At 36.9% G+C, this 20,013-nt stretch carries 21 protein-coding genes; 15 read left to right on the plus strand and 6 right to left on the minus strand.

What is annotated here, in order from left to right; all coding sequences use genetic code 11:
* Positions 1–55 precede the first annotated feature (55 nt).
* The 7 genes from JG29_RS01865 to JG29_RS01895 all read left to right on the plus strand — a co-directional run bounded on the left by JG29_RS01865 (position 56) and on the right by JG29_RS01895 (position 5,517).
* Positions 56–892, plus strand: a complete 837-nt coding sequence (locus JG29_RS01865) for an energy-coupling factor transporter ATPase (RefSeq protein WP_045922255.1) — start codon at positions 56–58, stop codon at positions 890–892.
* Complete coding sequence (locus JG29_RS01870) at positions 868–1,728, plus strand: energy-coupling factor transporter ATPase (RefSeq protein ID WP_045922256.1); 861 nt, start codon at positions 868–870, stop codon at positions 1,726–1,728. Before JG29_RS01865 ends, JG29_RS01870 begins: the two co-directional genes overlap by 25 nt.
* On the plus strand, positions 1,718–2,515 hold the full coding sequence (locus JG29_RS01875; RefSeq protein ID WP_045922257.1) for an energy-coupling factor transporter transmembrane component T family protein: 798 nt from the start codon (positions 1,718–1,720) through the stop codon (positions 2,513–2,515). The genes JG29_RS01870 and JG29_RS01875 overlap by 11 nt, the downstream gene beginning before the upstream one ends.
* Before the next feature lie 4 nt (positions 2,516–2,519).
* Entirely contained in the window at positions 2,520–3,281 is a 762-nt protein-coding gene (gene truA / locus JG29_RS01880) for a tRNA pseudouridine(38-40) synthase TruA (protein ID WP_045922258.1), read from the plus strand.
* 104 nt (positions 3,282–3,385) lie between these two features.
* Complete coding sequence (rplM, locus tag JG29_RS01885) at positions 3,386–3,829, plus strand: 50S ribosomal protein L13 (RefSeq protein ID WP_045922259.1); 444 nt, start codon at positions 3,386–3,388, stop codon at positions 3,827–3,829.
* Between the two features lie 13 nt (positions 3,830–3,842).
* On the plus strand, positions 3,843–4,235 hold the full coding sequence (rpsI, locus tag JG29_RS01890; protein WP_045922260.1) for a 30S ribosomal protein S9: 393 nt from the start codon (positions 3,843–3,845) through the stop codon (positions 4,233–4,235).
* A 634-nt stretch (positions 4,236–4,869) separates the two neighbouring features.
* A complete protein-coding gene (locus JG29_RS01895; protein WP_045922261.1) occupies positions 4,870–5,517 on the plus strand; it encodes an HAD family hydrolase in 648 nt (215 codons plus the stop codon).
* 58 nt (positions 5,518–5,575) lie between these two features.
* Here JG29_RS01895 and JG29_RS01900 read toward each other — a convergent pair whose 3' ends face one another.
* Positions 5,576–6,763, minus strand: a complete 1,188-nt coding sequence (locus JG29_RS01900) for a DUF5067 domain-containing protein (protein ID WP_045922262.1) — start codon at positions 6,761–6,763, stop codon at positions 5,576–5,578.
* 176 nt (positions 6,764–6,939) lie between these two features.
* On the opposite strand from JG29_RS01900, the gene JG29_RS01905 reads away from it, so the two are divergent.
* The gene (locus JG29_RS01905; RefSeq protein WP_045922263.1) at positions 6,940–7,164 is read left to right on the plus strand and encodes a hypothetical protein; all 225 of its coding nucleotides are present in this window, start codon (positions 6,940–6,942) and stop codon (positions 7,162–7,164) included.
* 195 nt (positions 7,165–7,359) lie between these two features.
* The gene (locus JG29_RS01910) at positions 7,360–8,274 is read left to right on the plus strand and encodes a cation diffusion facilitator family transporter (RefSeq protein ID WP_045922264.1); all 915 of its coding nucleotides are present in this window, start codon (positions 7,360–7,362) and stop codon (positions 8,272–8,274) included.
* On the opposite strand, the gene lepB is transcribed toward JG29_RS01910, so the two are convergent.
* Positions 8,271–8,861: a signal peptidase I gene (gene lepB / locus JG29_RS01915; RefSeq protein ID WP_052696270.1), complete on the minus strand. Its 591-nt coding sequence runs from the start codon at positions 8,859–8,861 to the stop codon at positions 8,271–8,273. The two genes, JG29_RS01910 and lepB, sit on opposite strands and share 4 nt — an antisense overlap.
* 119 nt (positions 8,862–8,980) lie before the next feature.
* Between lepB and JG29_RS01920 the strand changes: the two genes are divergently transcribed.
* Positions 8,981–9,922, plus strand: coding sequence for an AEC family transporter (locus tag JG29_RS01920; protein WP_282431997.1), 942 nt, complete (start codon positions 8,981–8,983; stop codon positions 9,920–9,922).
* Positions 9,923–9,933: 11 nt separating this feature from the next.
* Positions 9,934–10,614: a 2,3-bisphosphoglycerate-dependent phosphoglycerate mutase gene (locus JG29_RS01925; protein WP_045922265.1), complete on the plus strand. Its 681-nt coding sequence runs from the start codon at positions 9,934–9,936 to the stop codon at positions 10,612–10,614.
* Positions 10,615–10,676: 62 nt separating this feature from the next.
* On the opposite strand, the gene JG29_RS01930 is transcribed toward JG29_RS01925, so the two are convergent.
* The gene (locus tag JG29_RS01930) at positions 10,677–12,743 is read right to left on the minus strand and encodes a KUP/HAK/KT family potassium transporter (RefSeq protein WP_045922266.1); all 2,067 of its coding nucleotides are present in this window, start codon (positions 12,741–12,743) and stop codon (positions 10,677–10,679) included.
* A 147-nt stretch (positions 12,744–12,890) separates the two neighbouring features.
* Here JG29_RS01930 and JG29_RS01935 point away from each other — a divergent pair, with 147 nt between their 5' ends.
* Positions 12,891–13,952 carry a serine hydrolase domain-containing protein gene (locus tag JG29_RS01935; protein WP_045922267.1) on the plus strand — a complete coding sequence of 354 codons (1,062 nt, stop codon included), beginning with the start codon at positions 12,891–12,893 and terminating at the stop codon, positions 13,950–13,952.
* Between the two features lie 112 nt (positions 13,953–14,064).
* On the opposite strand, the gene JG29_RS01940 is transcribed toward JG29_RS01935, so the two are convergent.
* From JG29_RS01940 to JG29_RS01950, 3 genes are all read right to left on the minus strand, one after another.
* On the minus strand, positions 14,065–15,408 hold the full coding sequence (locus JG29_RS01940) for a C1 family peptidase (protein WP_045922268.1): 1,344 nt from the start codon (positions 15,406–15,408) through the stop codon (positions 14,065–14,067).
* A gap of 76 nt (positions 15,409–15,484) precedes the next feature.
* Complete coding sequence (gene rpiA / locus JG29_RS01945; protein ID WP_045922269.1) at positions 15,485–16,171, minus strand: ribose-5-phosphate isomerase RpiA; 687 nt, start codon at positions 16,169–16,171, stop codon at positions 15,485–15,487.
* The gene (locus JG29_RS01950; RefSeq protein ID WP_045922270.1) at positions 16,134–16,472 is read right to left on the minus strand and encodes a GNAT family N-acetyltransferase; all 339 of its coding nucleotides are present in this window, start codon (positions 16,470–16,472) and stop codon (positions 16,134–16,136) included. Before JG29_RS01950 ends, rpiA begins: the two co-directional genes overlap by 38 nt.
* 81 nt (positions 16,473–16,553) lie before the next feature.
* Here JG29_RS01950 and JG29_RS01955 point away from each other — a divergent pair, with 81 nt between their 5' ends.
* From JG29_RS01955 to gltX, 3 genes are all read left to right on the plus strand, one after another.
* Positions 16,554–17,039, plus strand: a complete 486-nt coding sequence (locus JG29_RS01955; protein WP_045922271.1) for a dCTP deaminase/dUTPase family protein — start codon at positions 16,554–16,556, stop codon at positions 17,037–17,039.
* Positions 17,040–17,048: 9 nt separating this feature from the next.
* Complete coding sequence (gene radA, locus JG29_RS01960) at positions 17,049–18,425, plus strand: DNA repair protein RadA (RefSeq protein WP_045922272.1); 1,377 nt, start codon at positions 17,049–17,051, stop codon at positions 18,423–18,425.
* A 69-nt stretch (positions 18,426–18,494) separates the two neighbouring features.
* Entirely contained in the window at positions 18,495–19,985 is a 1,491-nt protein-coding gene (gene gltX / locus JG29_RS01965; protein ID WP_045922273.1) for a glutamate--tRNA ligase, read from the plus strand.
* The last annotated feature ends 28 nt before the right edge of the window (positions 19,986–20,013 follow it).

Raw genomic sequence — 20,013 nt, forward strand, 5'->3', positions numbered from 1 at the left:
TTAACTTAAGACTATGATATTATACTTTAGAAAACTATTATTGACGGAGAAGATTATGGATCCAATAATATCTTTACAAGACGTAACTTTTACATATGAAAATGCCCAACACCCGGCCTTAAGTGAAATTACTTTTCAAATACAACCGCAGCAATGGGTAGCAATTGTAGGCCTAAATGGAAGCGGCAAAAGTACTTTATCTAAACTTATAAATGGGCTATTACCGGCTGATTCTGGTACTATTAAAATTGCAGGAAAAGTATTGTCTGAACAAACGGTCTGGAATATTCGCCGCGATATTGGAATTATTTTTCAAAATCCCGATCATCAATTTGTCGGAGCCACAGTAGAAGACGATGTAGCTTTTGGATTAGAAAATCAAAATATGCCACGAACCAAAATGGTTGCGCGCGTTAAATGGGCTTTAGCCCAAGTGCATATGACTGAGTTTGCTCATAAAGCTCCGCAAACCTTATCCGGAGGGCAAAAGCAGCGGGTAGCTATTGCTGGAATTATTGCTTTGCAACCAAAAATTATTATTATGGATGAATCTACAAGTATGTTGGATCCCAACGGCCGGCAAGATATCCTACAAATTATGAGAAACTTGCAGCAGCAATTGGGAATAACTATTTTATCGATTACCCATGATATGGCAGAAATTGTTCAAGCTGATCTAATTATAGCTTTAAAGGATGGTAAAATTCAAAAGCAAACGACTGTACAGGAGTTATTTTCCGATATAGATAGTTTAACCAATATTGGCTTACAGCCTCCCTTTACGAGCCGTTTGCAAGTATTGCTACGGCAAGCCGGGATTCCGTTAACAACAGCTTATCAAACCAAACAGAGATTGGCAGATGAATTATGGCAATTACATTTAAAAACGTAACACATGTGTATCAACCGGGAGGACCTTTAGAATATGAAGGACTGACTAATGTTAGCTTTGAAATACCAGATGGTTGTTTTACTGCTATTATCGGTCAAACAGGTAGTGGTAAATCAACTTTAGTTCAACATATCAATGCTTTATTGAAGCCAACCTCCGGAACAATAAAAATTGGCGAACGTATTATTACATCGGAAACCAAAAATAAGCATCTAAAACCTTTGCGCCAACAGGTGGGCATGGTATTTCAACTACCAGAACAACAATTATTTGCCGAAACAGTTCTGGATGATATCAGTTTTGGTCCCCAAAATTTTGGCATGACCCAACAACAAGCACAGAAAACCGCCTATCAAATGTTAGACTTAGTCCGTTTACCAGCAAGTGTGGCTTCAAAATCACCTTTTGATTTATCAGGTGGTCAAATGCGCCGGGTTGCCATTGCCGGTGTACTGGCCTCTCAACCAACAGTATTGATTTTAGATGAACCAACCGCTGGTTTGGATCCACAAGGGCATCAAGAATTAATGGATCTGTTTTATCAATTGAACCAACAAGGGACCACAATTATTTTAATTTCTCATCAAATGGAAGATGTGGCTCGCTACGCCCAGCAAGTCCTGGTAATGGATCAAGCTCATTTAATTCGGGATGATCAGCCCCAAGCTATTTTTAATGATCGTGCTTTTTTACAGGCGCATAATTTATTGGAGCCGGAAAGCACTCAATTTGCGCGTCAGTTAGCACAAAAGGGATTTAAGTTTAATAAACTGCCGATTACTGAAGAGCAATTGGCTCAGCAATTAATTCCCCAATTAGGAGGCCATTATGGGTAAAATGATTATTGGCCGTTATTTGCCTGGAAACTCAATAATTCATCAATTGGATCCGCGTTGTAAATTTATTGCTACTTTTATTTTTGTAGCAATTGTTTTCTTAGCTAATAATTGGTTAACTTATTTGATTTTGAGTATTTTTGTTTTAGTAGCAGTAGCTTTTTCACAGGTTTCCCTAGGCTTTTTTATTAGAGGAATCAGGCCCATGATTTTTTTGATTTTATTTACTGTGGCCTTACAAGTGCTGTTTACTCCAGGGGGTCAACCTTTTTGGCAATGGTGGATTTTTTCGTTATCAAATTTGAGCATTAAAAACGGTATCTTTATATTCATGCGTTTTTTACTGATCATTTTGATTTCTACTTTATTAACCATTACTACTACACCGCTGCAAATGTCTGACGCCGTGGGAGCAATTCTCAAGCCTTTAAAAGTGGTGCATTTTCCTGTAGAAGAAGTAGCTTTAATGCTTTCAATTGCGTTGCAATTTATTCCTTTATTATCAGATGAAACTACTAAAATTATGAATGCCCAACGCGCGCGGGGAGTGGACTTTGGTGATGGCAATCTTTTTCAACAGCTGAAAGCTATCGTTCCAATTTTAATTCCTTTGTTTGTGAGCAGTTTTAATATTGCTTATGATCTATCGATTGCTATGGAATCACGCGGCTATCAAAGCAGTTCTCATCGCAGTAAATACCGGCAATTACATTGGCAAGGTGCTGATTCTTTAGTAATATTATTATTTATAGTTTTGACAATTTTGTTAATTATATTTCGGAGTTAGTTGGATGACAGTTTATAAATTGACCGTACAATATGATGGTACTCGTTATCATGGTTTTCAACGTCAGCCTAATTTGTTGACTATTCAAGGGACTATTGAGAAAGCTTTAGCAATTATGACTAAAGGCCAACCTGTAAATTTGGTGGCCGCTGGAAGAACTGATGCTGGTGTTCATGCTTTAGGGCAGGTGATTTCATTTGCGTATCCGGGAAATATTCCCGCGGATAAGATGGTAAAGGCCTTAAATAGTTTAATGCCGCGAGATATTTTATTTGTTGGCGGCGTGATTGCTGTACCTGATTTTAATGCCCGTTTTGATGCTTTAGGTAAAATTTATGAATATCGGGTTGCCTTGGGACGTTATACGAATCCTTTTTTGCGGCTATACACAGGCCACTATCCGTTTGCACTGGATTTATCAAAAATTCAAACTGCGTTGTTAGATGTTATAGGAACGCATAATTTTGCCAGCTTTGAAGCTAGCGGTGGAGTTATTCGCAATAAGGTGCGGACCATTTATACAGCCGATCTGGATACTACTAACTATCCACAAGAAATAAAATTTATTTTTCACGGTGATGGTTTCTTATATAACATGGTGCGGATTATGGTAGCAACCTTATTGGAAATTGGCAGTGGTCGGCGGGATGTGCATGATTTTTTGCGTCTTTATCAAGTTCAGGATCGTCAACAGGCACGTTTGACCGCTCCTGCCAGCGGCCTTTATTTAAAAAAAGTTTTTTATCCAAGTAGTAATATTGACTAATATATAGAGAAGTAGTATATTTGTAAATGGTATTGTTTACCCCACGATAGGCCCCGGAAAACTTATTGAGTGTGTAAACAGACACAGATATTGGAGGAAATTACATGCGTACAACACCTTTAGCTAAACCAAGCGAAGTTGAACGTAAATGGTATCTTATAGATGCAACTGATGTCGTTTTAGGACGATTGTCTACTGTTGTTGCTACAATTTTACGTGGCAAAAATAAACCGATCTTTACCCCAAATATTGATACGGGTGATCATGTTATTGTAATTAATGCTGATAAAATTAAATTAACTGGGAAAAAGGCTACAAAGAAGTTTTATTACCATCACAGTAATCATCCCGGTGGTTTAAAAGTTAAAACTGCTGGTCAGATTCGCGAGAATACTCCAGAAAAGTTAATTGAAATTTCTGTTCGCGGAATGTTGCCAAAAAATTCCCTTGGCCGTCAACAATTTAAGAAACTTCATGTATATGCTGGTGCAGAGCACAATCATATGGCTCAACAACCTGAAGTTTTAGACATTAATCAGTTGATTTAAGGAGGAAAAGAATTTGGCACAATTATCTTATGCTGGAACTGGCCGTCGTAAAGACTCTGTGGCTCGTGTTCGTTTAGTACCTGGAAAAGGTAACGTTACTATTAATAAACGGGATGCAAAAGATTATATCCCTTCTGCAAGTTTAATCAAAGATTTGAAACAACCACTAGATATTACTGAAACAACAGATAGCTATGATGTTTTAGTTAATGTTCGTGGTGGTGGTTTTTCTGGTCAAGCTGGTGCGATCCGTCATGGTATTGCACGGGCCTTGTTAGAAGTTGATCCCGATTTTCGGGGACCATTAAAGCGTGCGGGTATGTTAACTCGTGATCCGCGAATGAAGGAACGGAAGAAGCCAGGTCTCAAGAAAGCTCGTAAAGCTTCACAATTTTCAAAACGTTAATCGTTATTATATCAAGATTGCAGACACTTTCTCATTGCGAGAAGGTGTCTTTTTTCGTTGTGGTCATGGAAAAGGTAATGACAGTATTCCATCAGATTATAAGCCAATATAGGTAATAAATTTTTCTGCCGCATTTCATTGTGCTTTTTCAGGTATATGAGAATAAGTATTGAGTGCATTTCACGCATTCGAATAGTTATTTGTCCGCATATCCCCTTTTATTTTTATTGGAGCTGTTGTGGGTATTTTTTTGACGTGGAAAAAATATTAAATAGTCAAATTTTTCCATTTAATAAAAATCTAATTAATGTTGGTAGCGTGGGGAATCCACTAAGTATATTCAGAGAGTCGGAGTTTGATAGTGTTTTTCATGAAACTACTTAATCCCAGTATCTAATTGTCGAAAGGAATTTTGGTGCTAAAGAAGATGGTTCTGGCTTGTCATATAAGTTTAGTAAGAAATAAAACCATTTTTTCAACACTCAGATATTTTTCCTGCTTACTTAGCTTGTTAATAATTTAAGCACTTTCCTTCAGGAAAGTGCTTTGTTATATTTAATAATAAACGCAATCGAAGACAGAATATTTTGTTGAAGAGCTTTCTTACCTCATGCAAAATTAAAGGAGATTATTGATGATTAAGGCAGTTTTATTCGATATTGATGGAACCTTATTAGATACAGAAAAGCAAGTGATAGCCGGATTACAAGAGACCTTACGCGAACAAAAAGGATTTCAAGTAGCTGCCGAGGATTTATTTTATACTTTAGGGATCCCGGGAAAACAAGTAGTAGCAGATTTTGCCGACTCGGATTCTGAAAGTGACCAGTTACTTCAGAGTTGGGAAAGTAAGATGAAAACTAATTTTAAAGATGTTCAAATATTTCCCGGAATTATTGATTTGTTAGAGGGACTGCGAGAGAAGGGTTTATTATTGGCGATTGTTACTTCTAAAAATAAATCAGAATTTGTAGATGAAGTAACTCCTTTTGGACTGAATTCTTATTTTCAAGCAGTGATTACAGCGTCGGACACGCTCAAACATAAACCTAATCCGGAACCGGTCTTAAAGGGTTTGGACGAGTTACAGGTTTTAGCCGAACAAGCTATTTATGTAGGCGATGCTGTTTATGATTTACGCAGCGGCAAAGCCGCCGGGACTAAATTTGCTTTGGCTACCTGGGGGGCAAAATTTCATTCAGAATTTGAGCAAGCTGATTATCAATTACAACACCCACAAGATCTTTTACAGATTATTACAAAAGAAAATTCGAGTAATTAAACCATAATAGTAAAATAACCAAAAAACTCAAGATAAAATTTTATCTTGAGTTTTTTTACTACAGCTTGAAAGGCTGATTAGTATTTAAAAGTTGATGGGTCTTAAGATCCATGAAGTACATAGAAATTGTATTTTTGGTATCCTTCGTAGTATATATCATCGCTGTGTCAATCTTTTGCCCTGGGGCAACTTCTTTTTGACCCGCGTTTAATTTGTCTTGTGCATCGTGGTTATCACTGGCAGGCGTGGTTGTCTCTAAGGCCTGGTCGTTTTGTTTCAACTGGATATCCTGATGAACAATGTCAGCGGGTTTTTGCGGTTGCTTACTTTTATTAGTAAAGGTATATTCAATAAATAAGGCCGGCTTATTATTGGCATCAGGTATTAACTTCACTCCATTAGAAGAATTATTCAATTGAATCGTGAAGTCATCTGTATCGTATTTCATATCATCATAAGAACCAGAATTATTCCATTCGCGTGCTTTTGGCTGCAGGGCTTTTTTATCCGCCTGCAAACTGTTTTGCTTTTTAGCAACGTCTTTAGCCGGATGTTTTTTAGCATGAAGCGCCTTATCAGGAGAATCAGTAACTTTTTCAGTTTTTACAGGTCTACTAGAATTAGAAGTATCTTTTTTGGTAGGTGGCTGTAATAATAAGAAAAGGATGATGCCCACTGCTGCCAATACTATAATAGCAATAACAATCCACACCACTGGACGTTTCCAAAAACGAACCGCAGTCTTTTTAGCTTGTTGCGGAGATTGGAGATTAGGATTGACTGTGGGTTGATATTGGGGCTGTTTATTGCTCGGATAGGGTGGTTTTGCGGTTTGACCATCAGCAGCATTATACTGATGGGGTTTAATTACAGGCATCGTTACGGTCGGTTGACTAAAAGGTACTTGATCTTGATGAGTATTAAATTTAGAATTATTGGGTTGCTGGGGCTGATTAACAGGAGGATAAGATGTTTGATTGGCCGGTGTTTGCGGCATTTGTCCGGCATTAGGATTGATTACAGGATGATTAGCAGTATTATTTGCTGGAACAAAATTATCGGCTGCTGTCGATTCCGGTATTTCACCTTGATAGTTAGTAGGAACTGGCTGGGGATAATTATTAAAATTATTTCCCGGTTGCAGCTGGTTATTAGGATTTACCCCTTGTGGCATTGGCGACTGGCGATTGATATTGTTTTTCCGTGTTTTAAACTGGTGTTGTCCACGGGAATTCTGGTTAGGCATGTCAAGACCTCCTCATCTATTACTAATATTATACAATTTCCAGCGTCAATGAAAGCCTGAGGACTATTTCTACAATAAATTTAAAAAATATTTTATTAATTCGGTTGAATTAAGATTCTAAAAGTGATATAACAGTCTGGTTGCAATAATTGAACTTAATTGTGGAGGAATAAATCATGTTATTTGCTGACCTTATTGGTCGTCGTGTGTGTGACTATGAAGTTGTTGTAATGTGTAAGATGATTTCTGGTGAGCAAGTTATTGTTAAAAGGATTTGTCATAATGTTTCTAAACGTGAGGCAGCGGAACATATGAAACAAATTATTCAAGATCGTTATCATGAATCTTTAGATTTAAATCGCCCGATTAAAGTAGTTGTTAAATCTGTTAATGAAAAGTAAAAACAGCGGCCTTTTTGAAGCCGATAGGTTGAATATTTTAAAATTATTCTTTAGAGTGGATGTACAGAATTTAGTATTTTGTACATCTTTTATTTTGGCAAAATTTTCTGAGAAATAATCTGGAATTAAATAAAAATTGCTCGTTGCAATAAAAGTTAAGATAGCCTAAAATCTGTTTATATAGGAGGCAGTAAGATGGATGAACATCATAACGGCAATATGTCTGATACTAAATTTGCAAGCGTAACCGCTCTAAATGCCATAATTACGATAGTAGAATTTGTCGGTGGAATTGTTTCCGGCAGTCTCGGTTTGATTTCTGATGGTTTTCATAATATGGAAGATACGCTCTCAATTGTCTTATCCTTTGTGGCTCATTTAATTGGGAAAAAAGATAATAATGAGCGTCAAACCTTTGGCTATCAGCGGGCTGAAATTTTGGCGGCCTTTGTTAATTCTGCTATTTTAATTGCTATTACTATTGTGTTGATTATTGAAGGCATTCAACGCTTAGGTCATCCGCAAAAAATTGACGGCGGGATTATGCTTATTGTTTCGATAGTCGGCTTAGCAGCTAATTTATTTTCAATGTTATTAATGGAAGCTGACTCACATCACAATCTTAATATTAAAGCTACTTTTTTACATATGGCTGCTGATACTTTGTCTTCAGTAGGTGTAATCATTGCAGCTTTACTGATTAAATTTTTTAATTGGATGTGGGCCGACCCGGTGTTGACCTTAATTACTGCGGCTTGGATCATGAAAGAATCCTATGGAGTTATTAAACAGACGGTTTCAATTTTAATGGAAGCTGCCGGTCCTAATATAGATTTGCCGCAAGTACAGCAGACTTTAATGCAGATTCCCGATATTGTGAATGTGCATCATGTGCATTTATGGCGAATAGATGAACATTTAGTCGCATTTGATGCCCATATTAATGTACGTTCCAATGAGACTATAGAACAATTGGAAGAATTGTATCAACGAATCGAGCAGCTATTAAAAGAAAAATATGGAATTAATCATGTCACTTTGCAGGCTGAATGTCAGCGCGGAATTAATGAACATTTAGTCTATCATCAGGAAGTTAGTAAAAGAAGTTAGTAAAAAGTGATACGGTGTATAGGCCAAAAACGTAATTTGACCACTCCAATGATCCGGTCCTGACTGACAAAACCGAAAGTACGGCTATCAACAGATCGGGGACGATTGTCTCCTAAAACAAAATAGGAATGAGCCGGAACTTTCTTAGTACCAAAAACATCTTGCATCTTAAAATTAGGAGTTAAGAGATGGCCTGGTTTTAACTTGGCTTTATAGGGATCTAAATAAGGTTCATTTAAAGCTTTACCATTGATGTAAGTAACATCGTTTTTGGAAGTGATATTATCTCCAGGCAAACCAATTACCCTTTTGATAAAGGGTTTATTTGCGGTGGATCCAGGCGGATCAATAATGATAATATCTCCACGATGAATAGGAGCGGTGGGCGAGGCAAAATAGCGGTCACCGTTGTAAAAATTGGGTTGCATTGATTTTCCTCGAACTTCACCATTAATCCAGACTACATTAACAATCAGATAGGTCAGAATAATTACTGTAATGAATAAACCGCTTATTATTGCTATTAAATAAAGATTAGAGTGTAATTTACTTTGAAGATAAGATCTCAACTTTTTTAACTTGTACATAAGAATTATTCCTTATAAGATTTTCCGAATATAATATGTAAAAAATTCTCGGTAAGAATATCAAATTAATGTTAACATAGAAAAAAGAAAAAAGATTACCATAATCGAGGTTTTTTAAGTTGTTATTTCATAGTATTAGCGGTGTGTTAATAATTTTAGTTATGATTATAGTGGGATATATTCTGACACGAGTCGGATGGTTTGATGAACGCTATAGTCGGATTACTTCCAGATTAGTTACCCAAATTGCGCTTCCTTGTTATATGATTAACACGATAACTGCTAAATTTTCCCGTGCAGAACTGTTTCGTATTTTTCCGGATTTGAAATTTCCCATTCTGTCAATGACATTATTGTTTCTGGTTTCTTATTTCGTACAGTTTTTATTGCAGATTGAGCCAGAGCATCGGGGGTTATTTAAGTCGATGTTCTCCAATTCTAATACGGTGTTTGTAGGTTTGCCAGTGAATATGGCCCTTTTTGGAAAAGCAAGTGTGCCCTACGTTTTAATTTATTATATGGCTAATACTACCTTTTTTTGGACTTTAGGAGTTTATTTAATTCGTAAAGATGGAGATTCCCAAGAGCGCATGAGTATTGGGGAAATTTTAAAAAAAATCTTTTCGCCGCCCTTGTTAGGTTTTATACTAGGGGTATTATTAGTCTTGTTTAATATAAATTTACCTAGTTTTATCCTAACTGATACTAAGTATATCGGAGATTTAACAATTCCTTTATCAATGTTTTTTATAGGTATGAAATTGGCCCAGGTCGGAATTAAAAATATTCATTTTTCCCGTGATATGCTGGGAATTTGCTGTGGCCGGTTTTTCTTAGCGCCACTATTGACCTTTGCATTGGTTTTATCAGCTCCAGTTCCAGTTATTATGAAAGAAGTTTTTGTGATTCAATCGGCGATGCCGGTTATGACTAACGCCCCGGTAGTAGCTAAATTGTATCATGCTGATTCAGACTATGCTGCCGTGATGGTTACCACTACTACCATTTTAAGTCTTATTGTTGTTCCCATTTTAATGAATTTAGTTACGCGTATTTTTTGATGAGGAAAATAATGGTTAAATTAATTTTAGTGCGTCATGGTCAAAGTGTTGCCAATGCGCAAAATGAATATACCGGTTGGTCAGATGTGCCTTTAACCACACGAGGGCGTCAAGAAGCTCTTGTTGCTGGACGCTTATTACAGCAGGCGCAAGTTTCATTTGCGGCTGTGCACACTTCAGTTTTACAACGAGCAATTATTACGGCCTATTTGATCCAAGAACAGTGTCAAGCTCTAGCAACTCCTATTTATAAGTCTTGGCGGTTAAATGAACGGCATTATGGAGCTTTGCGCGGTTTAAATAAAGATTACACCAGGCAAAAATATGGCGCCCATCAGGTGGCTTTATGGAGGCGTAGTTATTTTAGTATACCGCCAAAATTGCAACAAGTAGATACTCATATTCGCGCGTATCAACGTTATCCCCAAAGCATTTTACCAAGATCAGAGAGTTTAGCGATGGCTTTAAAAAGAACTATTCCGTATTTTCAAGATCAGATAGCACCACGCTTAAAAAGCAATCAAAATCAGTTGGTTGTGGCTCACGGGAGTACTTTACGAGCACTGATTAAATACTTAGAAAATATTAGTGATCAGGATATCGATGGTGTTGAAGTAAAAAATGCTCAACCAATTATTTATGAATTTAATCATGATTTACAAATCATAACAAAACGGACATTACATTCATAAAAGATTTAATGAATTTGATATTAAAAAGCCGGTGAGAAGAATCATTCTCATCGGCTTTTTTGTTACTCATCATCATCCCCGTCATCATAATATTTAATAATGGGATCTCGCTTGATTAATCTTAGTCTGTCAGAACGCAATTGCCCAAGAATAAGAGGAACTCGTTCCATAACAACGTCACTATAAGAAAGTCCAAACCAAATGGCAGGAGTCACTGTATAGCGTTGCAGCCACAAGCGGGCCTGGATAATACTTTTTTTAATATTATTTAATTGAGTATCTGGTGATAATTCCTCTTGAATTAGCACAAACGAGAAATCACCTACATTGCGGTCGGGAATGGTTGTATAAGTCTGAGGCTGACGTGGCAATTCGCCTTTAATCATCATTTCATTAACAATTTGCCGCAAGAAGAAATTCACTTTTTGTTCCATTCGAAAACCTAAATACAGCTGGACATTGACCATATAATCAGTGCCAAAAGTGTCTACGCTATATTCGGTTGTATAGGGATTATCCGTGACGTTAACAGTGACAAACCAATAGACTTTCGCTCTTTTAGGGCGTTTATCCAAAATAGAATATAAAATGTCTTTTTTAACTTTATAGCCTTCATGAATTTTAGTGAGGTAGACTAAATTCGTAGTATATAATGGCAGTGTATCATCTTCACTTAATTTCTTTAGTTGTCTTTTATAAGCTAGTAAAGAAACGTATTCGCGATGAAAGGTATTATCATTTTTAAGCAATTCGCCATACTGCCAAATGATCATAATCATGATTAAAATGCAGGCGATTGTAAAAGTTACATAACCGCCTTCAAAGAATTTCACACTATTGGAAATAAGAAAAATTGTTTCAATTATTAAGAAGAAGACAATGATTAATTCAGAAAGGAAACGATTATGCTTAGTTGTTAGAAGCCAAGCATTTAGAAGAATTGTAGTCATTAACATTGTAATCGTAATAACTAAACCGTAGGCCCCAGCCATGCGTTCAGAATTTTGAAAATAAATAACAATCGCAATGCATAAAACCCAAATAATATTATTAACTGCGGGAATATACAGTTGACCTTTAAAGTTGGTCGGATAAATCATCCGCAAACGCGGCAGCAATTTTAATTTAGTGGCTTCAGAAACTAAGGTATAAGAACCGGAAATAAGTGCTTGTGAAGCAATAATTGCTGCTAGAGTAGCGATGATAGTCATTGCTAGACGAAATGGAGCAGGAACCATTTCAAAGAAAGGATTGAGAGTATCCATATTTTGATAACTGACTAGATCCTTGACTTGATTGAGCCAAACGCCTTGACCCAAGTAATTAATTAACAGACAGATTTTAACATAAGGCCAACTGCCATAGATATTATTTCTGCCGACGTGGCCCATATCAGAATACAAGGCTTCGGCACCTGTAGTTGCTAAGAAAATACTGCCTAAAATAAAAATGCCGTTTTTATTAGCAGGGCTTATTAAAGTTTGAAAAGCATAATAGGGATTTAAAGCACGGAGAAAACTCCAATCTCCAGCCAAACGATACAATCCGGCCACAGCCAGACTAGTGAACCAGAGTAACATAATGGGGCCAAAAGCTTTACCTAAGGCTTCAGTGCCAAAACGTTGGATAAAAAAAAGACATGATAAAATAATAATGGTTACTAAAACAACAGTTTGTTGATTCGTAATTAAAACATGATTATTAATGTTAAGCCCTTTGAGCCCTTCAATTGCAGTAGTAACAGTCACCGCCGGAGTCATCATACCATCAGAAAGAAAAGTGGCCCCGCCAATCATCGCGGGAATCAAAAGCCATTTAGCCTTTTTTCTGACTAACGTGTACAGCGCAAAAATGCCACCTTCACCGTTATTGTCGGCGCGAAGTGCAATCAGAACATACTTAGTAGTAGTAATAATAGTTAACGTCCAGAAAATTAAAGAAATACTACCTAGAATAAAGTCTGTAGAAATATTTTGCAAACCACCATTTCCAGCAACTAAAGATGACATAGTATACATGGGGGAAGTTCCAATATCGCCATAGACTACACCGAGGGCCACAAGAATACCAGCCAGCGTCATTTTGTTATGGGAACTTTTCGGGGCATTCAAAGAATTTTGTAATTTCATTTTCTTCTTACACTTCTCCAATTATTATCCATGCAGAGATATTTATATTTTAAATATAATAGATTAAACTATTAGCATTATAGCAGAAAAAATTAGAAGTGGCTGCTTGTTCTGTGTTTCAAAATATAAGGAAAATGAGGCATTCTGATGTTCAAGAAAGAAAAGATCATACTCTTTTTGTTGGTGTGTGTGAGTTTTATTATAAATCTATCAACGCCGCCAGCACAGGCAGCCAATATAGTGGCTCCAAAGATAGACGATCTTTTGCAAAAAAATAATTTCAGTGGTAATTTACTGATCGTTAAAAAGGGGCATTATTGGTTTGAGCAACAGTCCGGCTATGCCAATTATGCGCAGAGACGTTTACTTAATAAAGATTCTGTTTATCAATTAGCTTCCTTAGAAAAATCTATCACTGCAACTTTAATTATCAAAGCGCAAACTCAACATAAATTGGAACTGACTAATTCTTTACAGCAATATTTTCCACAAATACCTTACAGTGCCAATTTAACTTTAACCCATTTAATGCAGATGCAATCAGGTTTAAATTTGACAACAGAACCTACTTCTAATTTACGGGGTAAAAAATTAGATCATTATTTGAATACTCACACTAGTTTTGATAGTCATTACGTGAATCGGTGGCATTATAGTGATGTTAATTATATTTTGTTAGCCCGAATTTTAGTGCAGGTTTATCATTGTTCTTATCAAACCTTATTTAAGCGTTATTTTAAACAAAGATTGCATTTAAAAGATACTGATGTTGATAATCAATTTGCTTTTAATCCCAATCATGTATTAGCTTATGCAGTCAATAAGCAGCCAGTAGATTACAGCCACCCTCTAAGCTTAAATCAACAGCGCTTAAACTTTGAAGGAGGTGCAGGCCAACTCTATTCTAATGTAGGAGAATTTTATCGGATACAGGCTGCTATCGTTAACGGAAGAATTGTTGACCGTCATTTTATTCGTCAATTTCGGCAAGTACCGCCTACTAATCCTACTAATGGCTATAATGGTGGAGTCTATAATGATAAGTCTAACCATTATTTTTATGCACACGGCGTAGAACAAGGTTTCGATACTGTCTTTTTGATGTCCAATAATGCACAAAATGCCATAATATTATTTAGCAACCGGCATAATCCGTATGGTACTAATACCATTAATTTAGTTAAGAAAATTTATCAACAGGTATTCTAAATGTTCCTGGATGAGATTAGATATTAAAAAGATGGAACTCTTAAATTATTAAGAGTTCCATCTTGTTAGCGTACGGTTAATAAATCATGGTTATTAGAAAAAGAGACATTTTCTAAGCCAAGGCTCCCATAGGATCCCAAGGGGCTAAGACTTTAGGTGCATCTTTTTCTTGTTCATAAACTTGTTGTAATTTTTCTGGAAGATACTTTTTATCTATTACCAATTGATAAACAAATTGGTCAAACCAGGCATCACTCATTACAAAATAGCCTTTGTTGCCAACTTTTTCTCCCCAGGAGTTTTCAACTTTCCATTTAGTAGGTTGTTGATCGTTGTTTAAGTCAACACCCGTGATAACCATAGCATGATTCATCATGCTTTCTCCATAATCTAAACGTTGAGCTTTAGTCATGTTTAAATCAATATTAAAAAGCCCATTTAAATCATAGAGTTTGGTATCCATAATTCCAGTTTTGCGATCAGACATTTGGGCAATATCACTACCAAACCAAACCGCTTCGCCAGCCTGTAATTGTTTAATTGCAGCCTGTTTGAAATCTTGTAATTCTAAATTTAAGTGTCGTACTTGCCGTCCACCAACAACATTGCCCAATAATTCTACTGTATAAACATGATTATAAGGCTTATCAGTGGTAGGAGCATTGATAGTAGAAATATGATCCGCTAAATTGAGATTAATATATTGTTTATAGAATTCTTGGGGAGTAATATTTTCTACTTGATGAAATTGCTGATTATCATCGCGATAAGACCAGTTGAACTTGGTTGGAGGTTCTCCAATTGTATAAACCAGCATACGATAAACTTCGCTAAGCATGTTTTCTTTGGTGGCCTCAACTTCACTCAAAGAAACTCCATCATTGACTAATTTGCGTAATTGAACGGCGTCTTTACGTAATTTAGAGTTGAGTACATGATTTAATTCGGATGAATTAATGCGGCTGGCTGTATCCGGCATAATACTTTTTGGAACGACACCATATTTCTCTAAAAGACCACAGATTAAATCCCACTGGCCACCATCTTGTTGAGGAGTAGTCATAAGAAAATCAATTTTGCGATCACCGATTTTTAAATCTGCAGTTTTAATAACATTTTCATAGAAATAATTGGATTTTTCTAACTTGTCCCAGAAAAAGATGTAGCCTTGTGATAATTCAAAATCCTTAATTTTAAATTTTGCCTGCATTGGATGCCGCAGAGTGTTTAAGGCCGCAAAAACCCAGCACAAACCGGACTGTTTTTGGTCAGCCACTTTGCCGGTTTCCAATTCAATTGAAAAAGTCGGGTCCATTGCAATTTTGGATTGAAGAGTAGTACTAGATTTATAAATACCGTTGTTGGCCACACTGTTTTTAATTACTTGAGCAGCTGGTATTTTATTGAAATCAGCATTGAATTTATTCAAAACTGCTGAGTCGATAGCTTGTCCCATTTATAATATTCCTCCTTTAGACTTAAAAATAAATGTAAATTAACTTTATATTAATTTTGTTTATTAGTCTAGTTACTTAGCGGATATGATCAATAATTTTAGGACCATTATCGCTGCCAATAATTACAGTATTGACGACATCTAAAAACAATCCGTGTTCAATAATACCTGATTGATGATCCAGCCAATCAGCTAATAAATGGGGATGCTTTATTTCTTTTAAATGAAGATCAATCACATAATTTTTCATGTGAGTTAAGAATTGATTGCCTTGATCATCCACACGAAAAACCGGGTGTAAATTTTCAGCTTGCAGCCGCTCAAAGAGTTGCTGCGAACCAAAAGGATTGACTTCTAAAGGTAAGGGAAATTTTCCTAAATGTGAAACCATTTTGGATTGATCTACAATCCAAACATTTTGGTGGGAATTCAGCGCTACTATTTTTTCACGAGTATGGGCACCACCGCCGCCTTTAATACCTTGATAGTTTTGGTCAATTTCATCAGCACCATCAATTGTCAAATCAATTGTATGAACTTCATCTAACTTTTTCAGAGGAATACCAAGTTTTTCTGCTTGCTTCCAGGTTCTGTTGGAAGTAGTCACACATTCCACTGCTAAATTTTCCTCTTGGACACGCCGGCCTAATTCTTCAACCATGTAATAAACGGTGGAGCCAGTTCCTAATCCCACAGTCATGTGTGGCTGAATTAAATCCACAGATTTAATTCCAACAGCCTTTTTTAGTTCGTTTTGGATCATTCTTTGAATTCCTCCTGTTATTTATTGAATTTTTCAAGAATGGGTGGAGCTGTATTTCCGATTGAAGGACTTTTTTAGCATAAGGACAAACAGGAACAATTTGCCAGTGCTTTTGCTTTGCCAACTGCAATACAAATTGGAGCAATTGGCGAGCAATTCCTTGATTGCGATAATCCGGATGAACAAAAGTATGATCAATACTAATACAAGTAGGTGAAATTGAAGTAAATGTAATTTCACCAATTAATTTCTGCTTCGAATCAAAATAAGAAAAGCACCCTGGTTCGGCCTTAAGCTGCAATAAGCTCACCTCCAGTCAAAAACTTGCTATATTAATCATACCTCAATATAATGTTAATGTTACTATTAAGGAGAAAATTAATTGAAAAAACGTGGCTTTGAAATTGTTTCTCGCTATGACAAGCAGCAGATCCAGTTACCGCAAAGACAAACGCAATTTGCTGCCGGTTATGACCTGCAAGCAGCAGAAGATTTTTTAGTACCTTCTATCTGGCGTTCAGGGGCTTTGCCTACACCAGCCGCTCTCAAACCAGTGCTGGTGCCTACCGGTATTAAAGTGTTTTTACCTTCAGATGAAGTATTATTATTGGTTAGCCGCTCTAGCGGTCCTTTAAAGCGGGGATTAGTTATTCCTAATTCTGTGGGGGTGATTGATGCTGACTATTATAATAATCCAAATAATGAAGGCGAAATTTTTGTGCAAATGTTAAATTTCTTTTCGCAGGATTATTGGATTCATAAAGGTGAGCGGATCTGTCAAGGTATTTTTACGAAGTATTTAATTACTACTGATGATGTCCAAAATACTATCAAGCGTAACGGCGGTTTTGGTTCATCAGGTAAATAAGGAGATAAAGTGGCCAAAGTAAAAACTAGATATGTCTGTCAAAATTGCGGTTATATTTCGCCAAGAATGTTAGGACGTTGTCCCAATTGTGGTGCCTGGAACCAACTTGTAGAGGAATTAGAACCCCAAAAAGTAATTGCACCAGTTACCCCAAATTCTGCAGGTGAAACCAAGCAGCCAGTTAAATTATCAGAAATTACTTTTAATGAAGAAAAAAGAGTGCATACGGGCCTGACTGAATTGGATCGAGTTTTAGGCGGTGGTGTTGTTCCCGGTTCTTTAGTTTTAATTGGGGGTGATCCGGGAATTGGCAAGTCCACGCTGCTTTTACAGGTATCCGGTCAACTGGAACAAACCGGTGGACAAGTTCTGTACGTTACAGGAGAAGAAAGTGCTTCGCAAATTAAATTGCGTGCTAATCGCTTGCATGTTCAGGGCAAAGAATTGTTTATTTACCCGGAAACGGACATGAATGCTGTTACCCAAATGGTCCAGCAGCAAAAGCCTGACTATTTAATTATTGATTCAGTTCAAACGATGAATATTCCGGATTTGTCTTCGGCTATCGGTAGCGTAGCTCAGGTGCGGGCAGTGACTTCGCAGTTAATGACAATTGCTAAACAACAGGGTGTCACTGTCTTCGTTGTGGGTCATGTGACAAAAGGTGGCGCGATTGCGGGGCCGAAGATTTTGGAACATATGGTAGATACGGTTCTTTATTTTGAAGGAGACTTGCATCATAATTATCGAATTTTACGCTCCGTTAAGAATCGCTTTGGTTCGACTAATGAAATCGGCATGTTTGCAATGCAAGATGATGGTTTAAAAGAAGTTGCTAATCCTTCGGAAATTTTTCTGGAAGAACGCCTAGCACATGCCACAGGTTCCGCGGTTGTGGTTTCCATGGAAGGAACGCGGCCGATTTTAGTAGAGATTCAGTCTTTAATTACACCGACTCTTTACGGAATGGCCAAACGAACTACTACAGGATTAGATCATAATCGAGTAGCAGTCATTATGGCAGTTTTGGAAAAGCGGGCAAACATTCTCTTGCAAAATCAGGATGCTTATTTAAAAGCCACGGGTGGAGTTCATTTGGATGAACCAGCTATCGATTTGGCGATGGCGATGGCAATTGTCTCCAGTTATCGGAATTTAGGTCTGGCAGCTGATGAATGTTTTGTCGGTGAAATAGGTTTAACCGGAGAAATTCGACGGGTGAATTTGATTGATCAAAGAATTAAAGAAGCCGCTAAATTAGGCTTTCAAAGAATTTATGTGCCAGCTAATAATGAGGTTACTCACAAAAATCAGCATCAAATCGAAATTATTGGCGTTCGCACGATTAATGATGCAATTAAAAAAGTTTTTAAAAATCAACGGTAACGCGTTGATTTTTTAGCAGAAGCAGGTAAGCTAGTATAATAGAGAGTTTGTAAGAAAGAGGAGTTAATTGTGACTGATAATCAAATAAGAGTACGTTATGCACCAAGTCCAACCGGGCATTTGCATATTGGTAATGCGCGAACTGCTTTATTTAATTACTTATTTGCCCGTCATAACCAAGGGACTTTTGTAGTTAGAATTGAAGATACTGATACTAAGCGTAATGTCGCTGGCGGCGAACAAAGTCAGTTAGACAACTTAAAATGGCTGGGTATTGATTGGGATGAAGGCCCAGACGTCGGCGGCGACTTTGGTCCCTATCGCCAATCAGAGCGGCGCGCAATTTATCAAAAATATATTCAGCAATTATTGGATGCTGGAGTTGCTTACGAGTCTTATAAAACGGAAGAACAATTACAAGCTGATCGACAAGCCCAAAAGGCGCGCGGAGAAATGCCGCATTACGAATATGAATATGCGAATATGACAGCTGCTGAAAAGCAGGTGGCTATTCAACAGGCTCAAGCGCAAGGATTAAAACCGGTTATTCGGATTAGAGTGCCACAAAATAAAACTTTTGCTTGGGATGACATTGTCAAAGGACACATTAGTTTTGAATCACAGACTATTGGCGGTGATTGGGTCATCCAAAAAAGAGATGGCATGCCTACGTATAATTTTGCGGTAGTAATTGATGATCATTTAATGAAAATTACCCATGTTTTACGCGGTGATGATCATGTGGCTAATACACCAAAGCAGCTGATGATTTATGAATATTTGGGCTGGCAGCCGCCTAAATTTGGCCATATGACTTTGATTATTAATAGCCAAACTGGTAAAAAGTTAAGTAAACGTGATGAATCAGTTTTGCAGTTTATTGAACAATATCGTGAACGTGGCTATCTGCCTGAAGCCATGTTTAACTTTATAACTCTTTTGGGCTGGTCACCAGTAGGTGAAGACGAAATTTTTACCCAAAAGCAATTTATTAAACAATTTGATCCTAAACGGTTAAGTAAGTCACCCGCAGCCTTTGATCAGAAAAAATTAGAATGGGTTAATAATCAGTATGTCAAGGCAGCTGATTTAAGCCGAATTACTGATTTATCGTTAGCTAACTTGATCCAGGCGCAGTTAATTGATGCTGATCCTGATTTAAAAACGATTGAATGGGTTCGTGCTTTAGTTTCATTATTTAAAGAACAAATGAGTTATACCAAACAAATTGTTGATTTGGCGCAGATATTCTTCACTGATCCTCAACAACTGGATGAAACTGCTATGTCAGAGTTAAAAAAGGATAATGCAGAACCGACTCTCAAAACTTTTCAAGCACAAATTAAAACTTTACCTCGTTTTACAGCCACGCAAATTATGCAGGCTATACAGGCAACTCGACGTGAGATAGGAGTTAAAGGCAGAAAATTATATATGCCAATTAGAATTGCTACTACTCGATCTATGCATGGCCCGGGAATTGGAGAAGCCATTGAACTTTTAGGCTACGACAAAACGCAACAACATTTAACTGAGACTCTTAAACAATTAGAAAATTAATTTTTAAAACACAGCGTGTCAGGTAGTT

This window comes from Bombilactobacillus mellis (genome assembly GCF_000967245.1).
Classification (GTDB): Bacteria; Bacillota; Bacilli; order Lactobacillales; family Lactobacillaceae; genus Bombilactobacillus; species Bombilactobacillus mellis.

What these genes read in the sequence shown, in the direction of transcription:
- JG29_RS01930 (WP_045922266.1), bottom strand. Translation starts at nt 12,743, where the DNA reads ATGAAATTACAAAATTCTTTGAATGCCCCGAAAAGTTCCCATAACAAA.
- JG29_RS01870 (WP_045922256.1), top strand. Translation starts at nt 868, where the DNA reads ATGGCAATTACATTTAAAAACGTAACACATGTGTATCAACCGGGAGGA.
- JG29_RS01900 (WP_045922262.1), bottom strand. Translation starts at nt 6,763, where the DNA reads ATGCCTAACCAGAATTCCCGTGGACAACACCAGTTTAAAACACGGAAA.
- rpiA (WP_045922269.1), bottom strand. Translation starts at nt 16,171, where the DNA reads ATGATCCAAAACGAACTAAAAAAGGCTGTTGGAATTAAATCTGTGGAT.
- JG29_RS01895 (WP_045922261.1), top strand. Translation starts at nt 4,870, where the DNA reads ATGATTAAGGCAGTTTTATTCGATATTGATGGAACCTTATTAGATACA.
- JG29_RS01935 (WP_045922267.1), top strand. Translation starts at nt 12,891, where the DNA reads ATGTTCAAGAAAGAAAAGATCATACTCTTTTTGTTGGTGTGTGTGAGT.
- JG29_RS01925 (WP_045922265.1), top strand. Translation starts at nt 9,934, where the DNA reads ATGGTTAAATTAATTTTAGTGCGTCATGGTCAAAGTGTTGCCAATGCG.
- lepB (WP_052696270.1), bottom strand. Translation starts at nt 8,861, where the DNA reads ATGTACAAGTTAAAAAAGTTGAGATCTTATCTTCAAAGTAAATTACAC.
- truA (WP_045922258.1), top strand. Translation starts at nt 2,520, where the DNA reads ATGACAGTTTATAAATTGACCGTACAATATGATGGTACTCGTTATCAT.
- JG29_RS01905 (WP_045922263.1), top strand. Translation starts at nt 6,940, where the DNA reads ATGTTATTTGCTGACCTTATTGGTCGTCGTGTGTGTGACTATGAAGTT.
- JG29_RS01910 (WP_045922264.1), top strand. Translation starts at nt 7,360, where the DNA reads ATGGATGAACATCATAACGGCAATATGTCTGATACTAAATTTGCAAGC.
- JG29_RS01865 (WP_045922255.1), top strand. Translation starts at nt 56, where the DNA reads ATGGATCCAATAATATCTTTACAAGACGTAACTTTTACATATGAAAAT.
- rplM (WP_045922259.1), top strand. Translation starts at nt 3,386, where the DNA reads ATGCGTACAACACCTTTAGCTAAACCAAGCGAAGTTGAACGTAAATGG.
- JG29_RS01940 (WP_045922268.1), bottom strand. Translation starts at nt 15,408, where the DNA reads ATGGGACAAGCTATCGACTCAGCAGTTTTGAATAAATTCAATGCTGAT.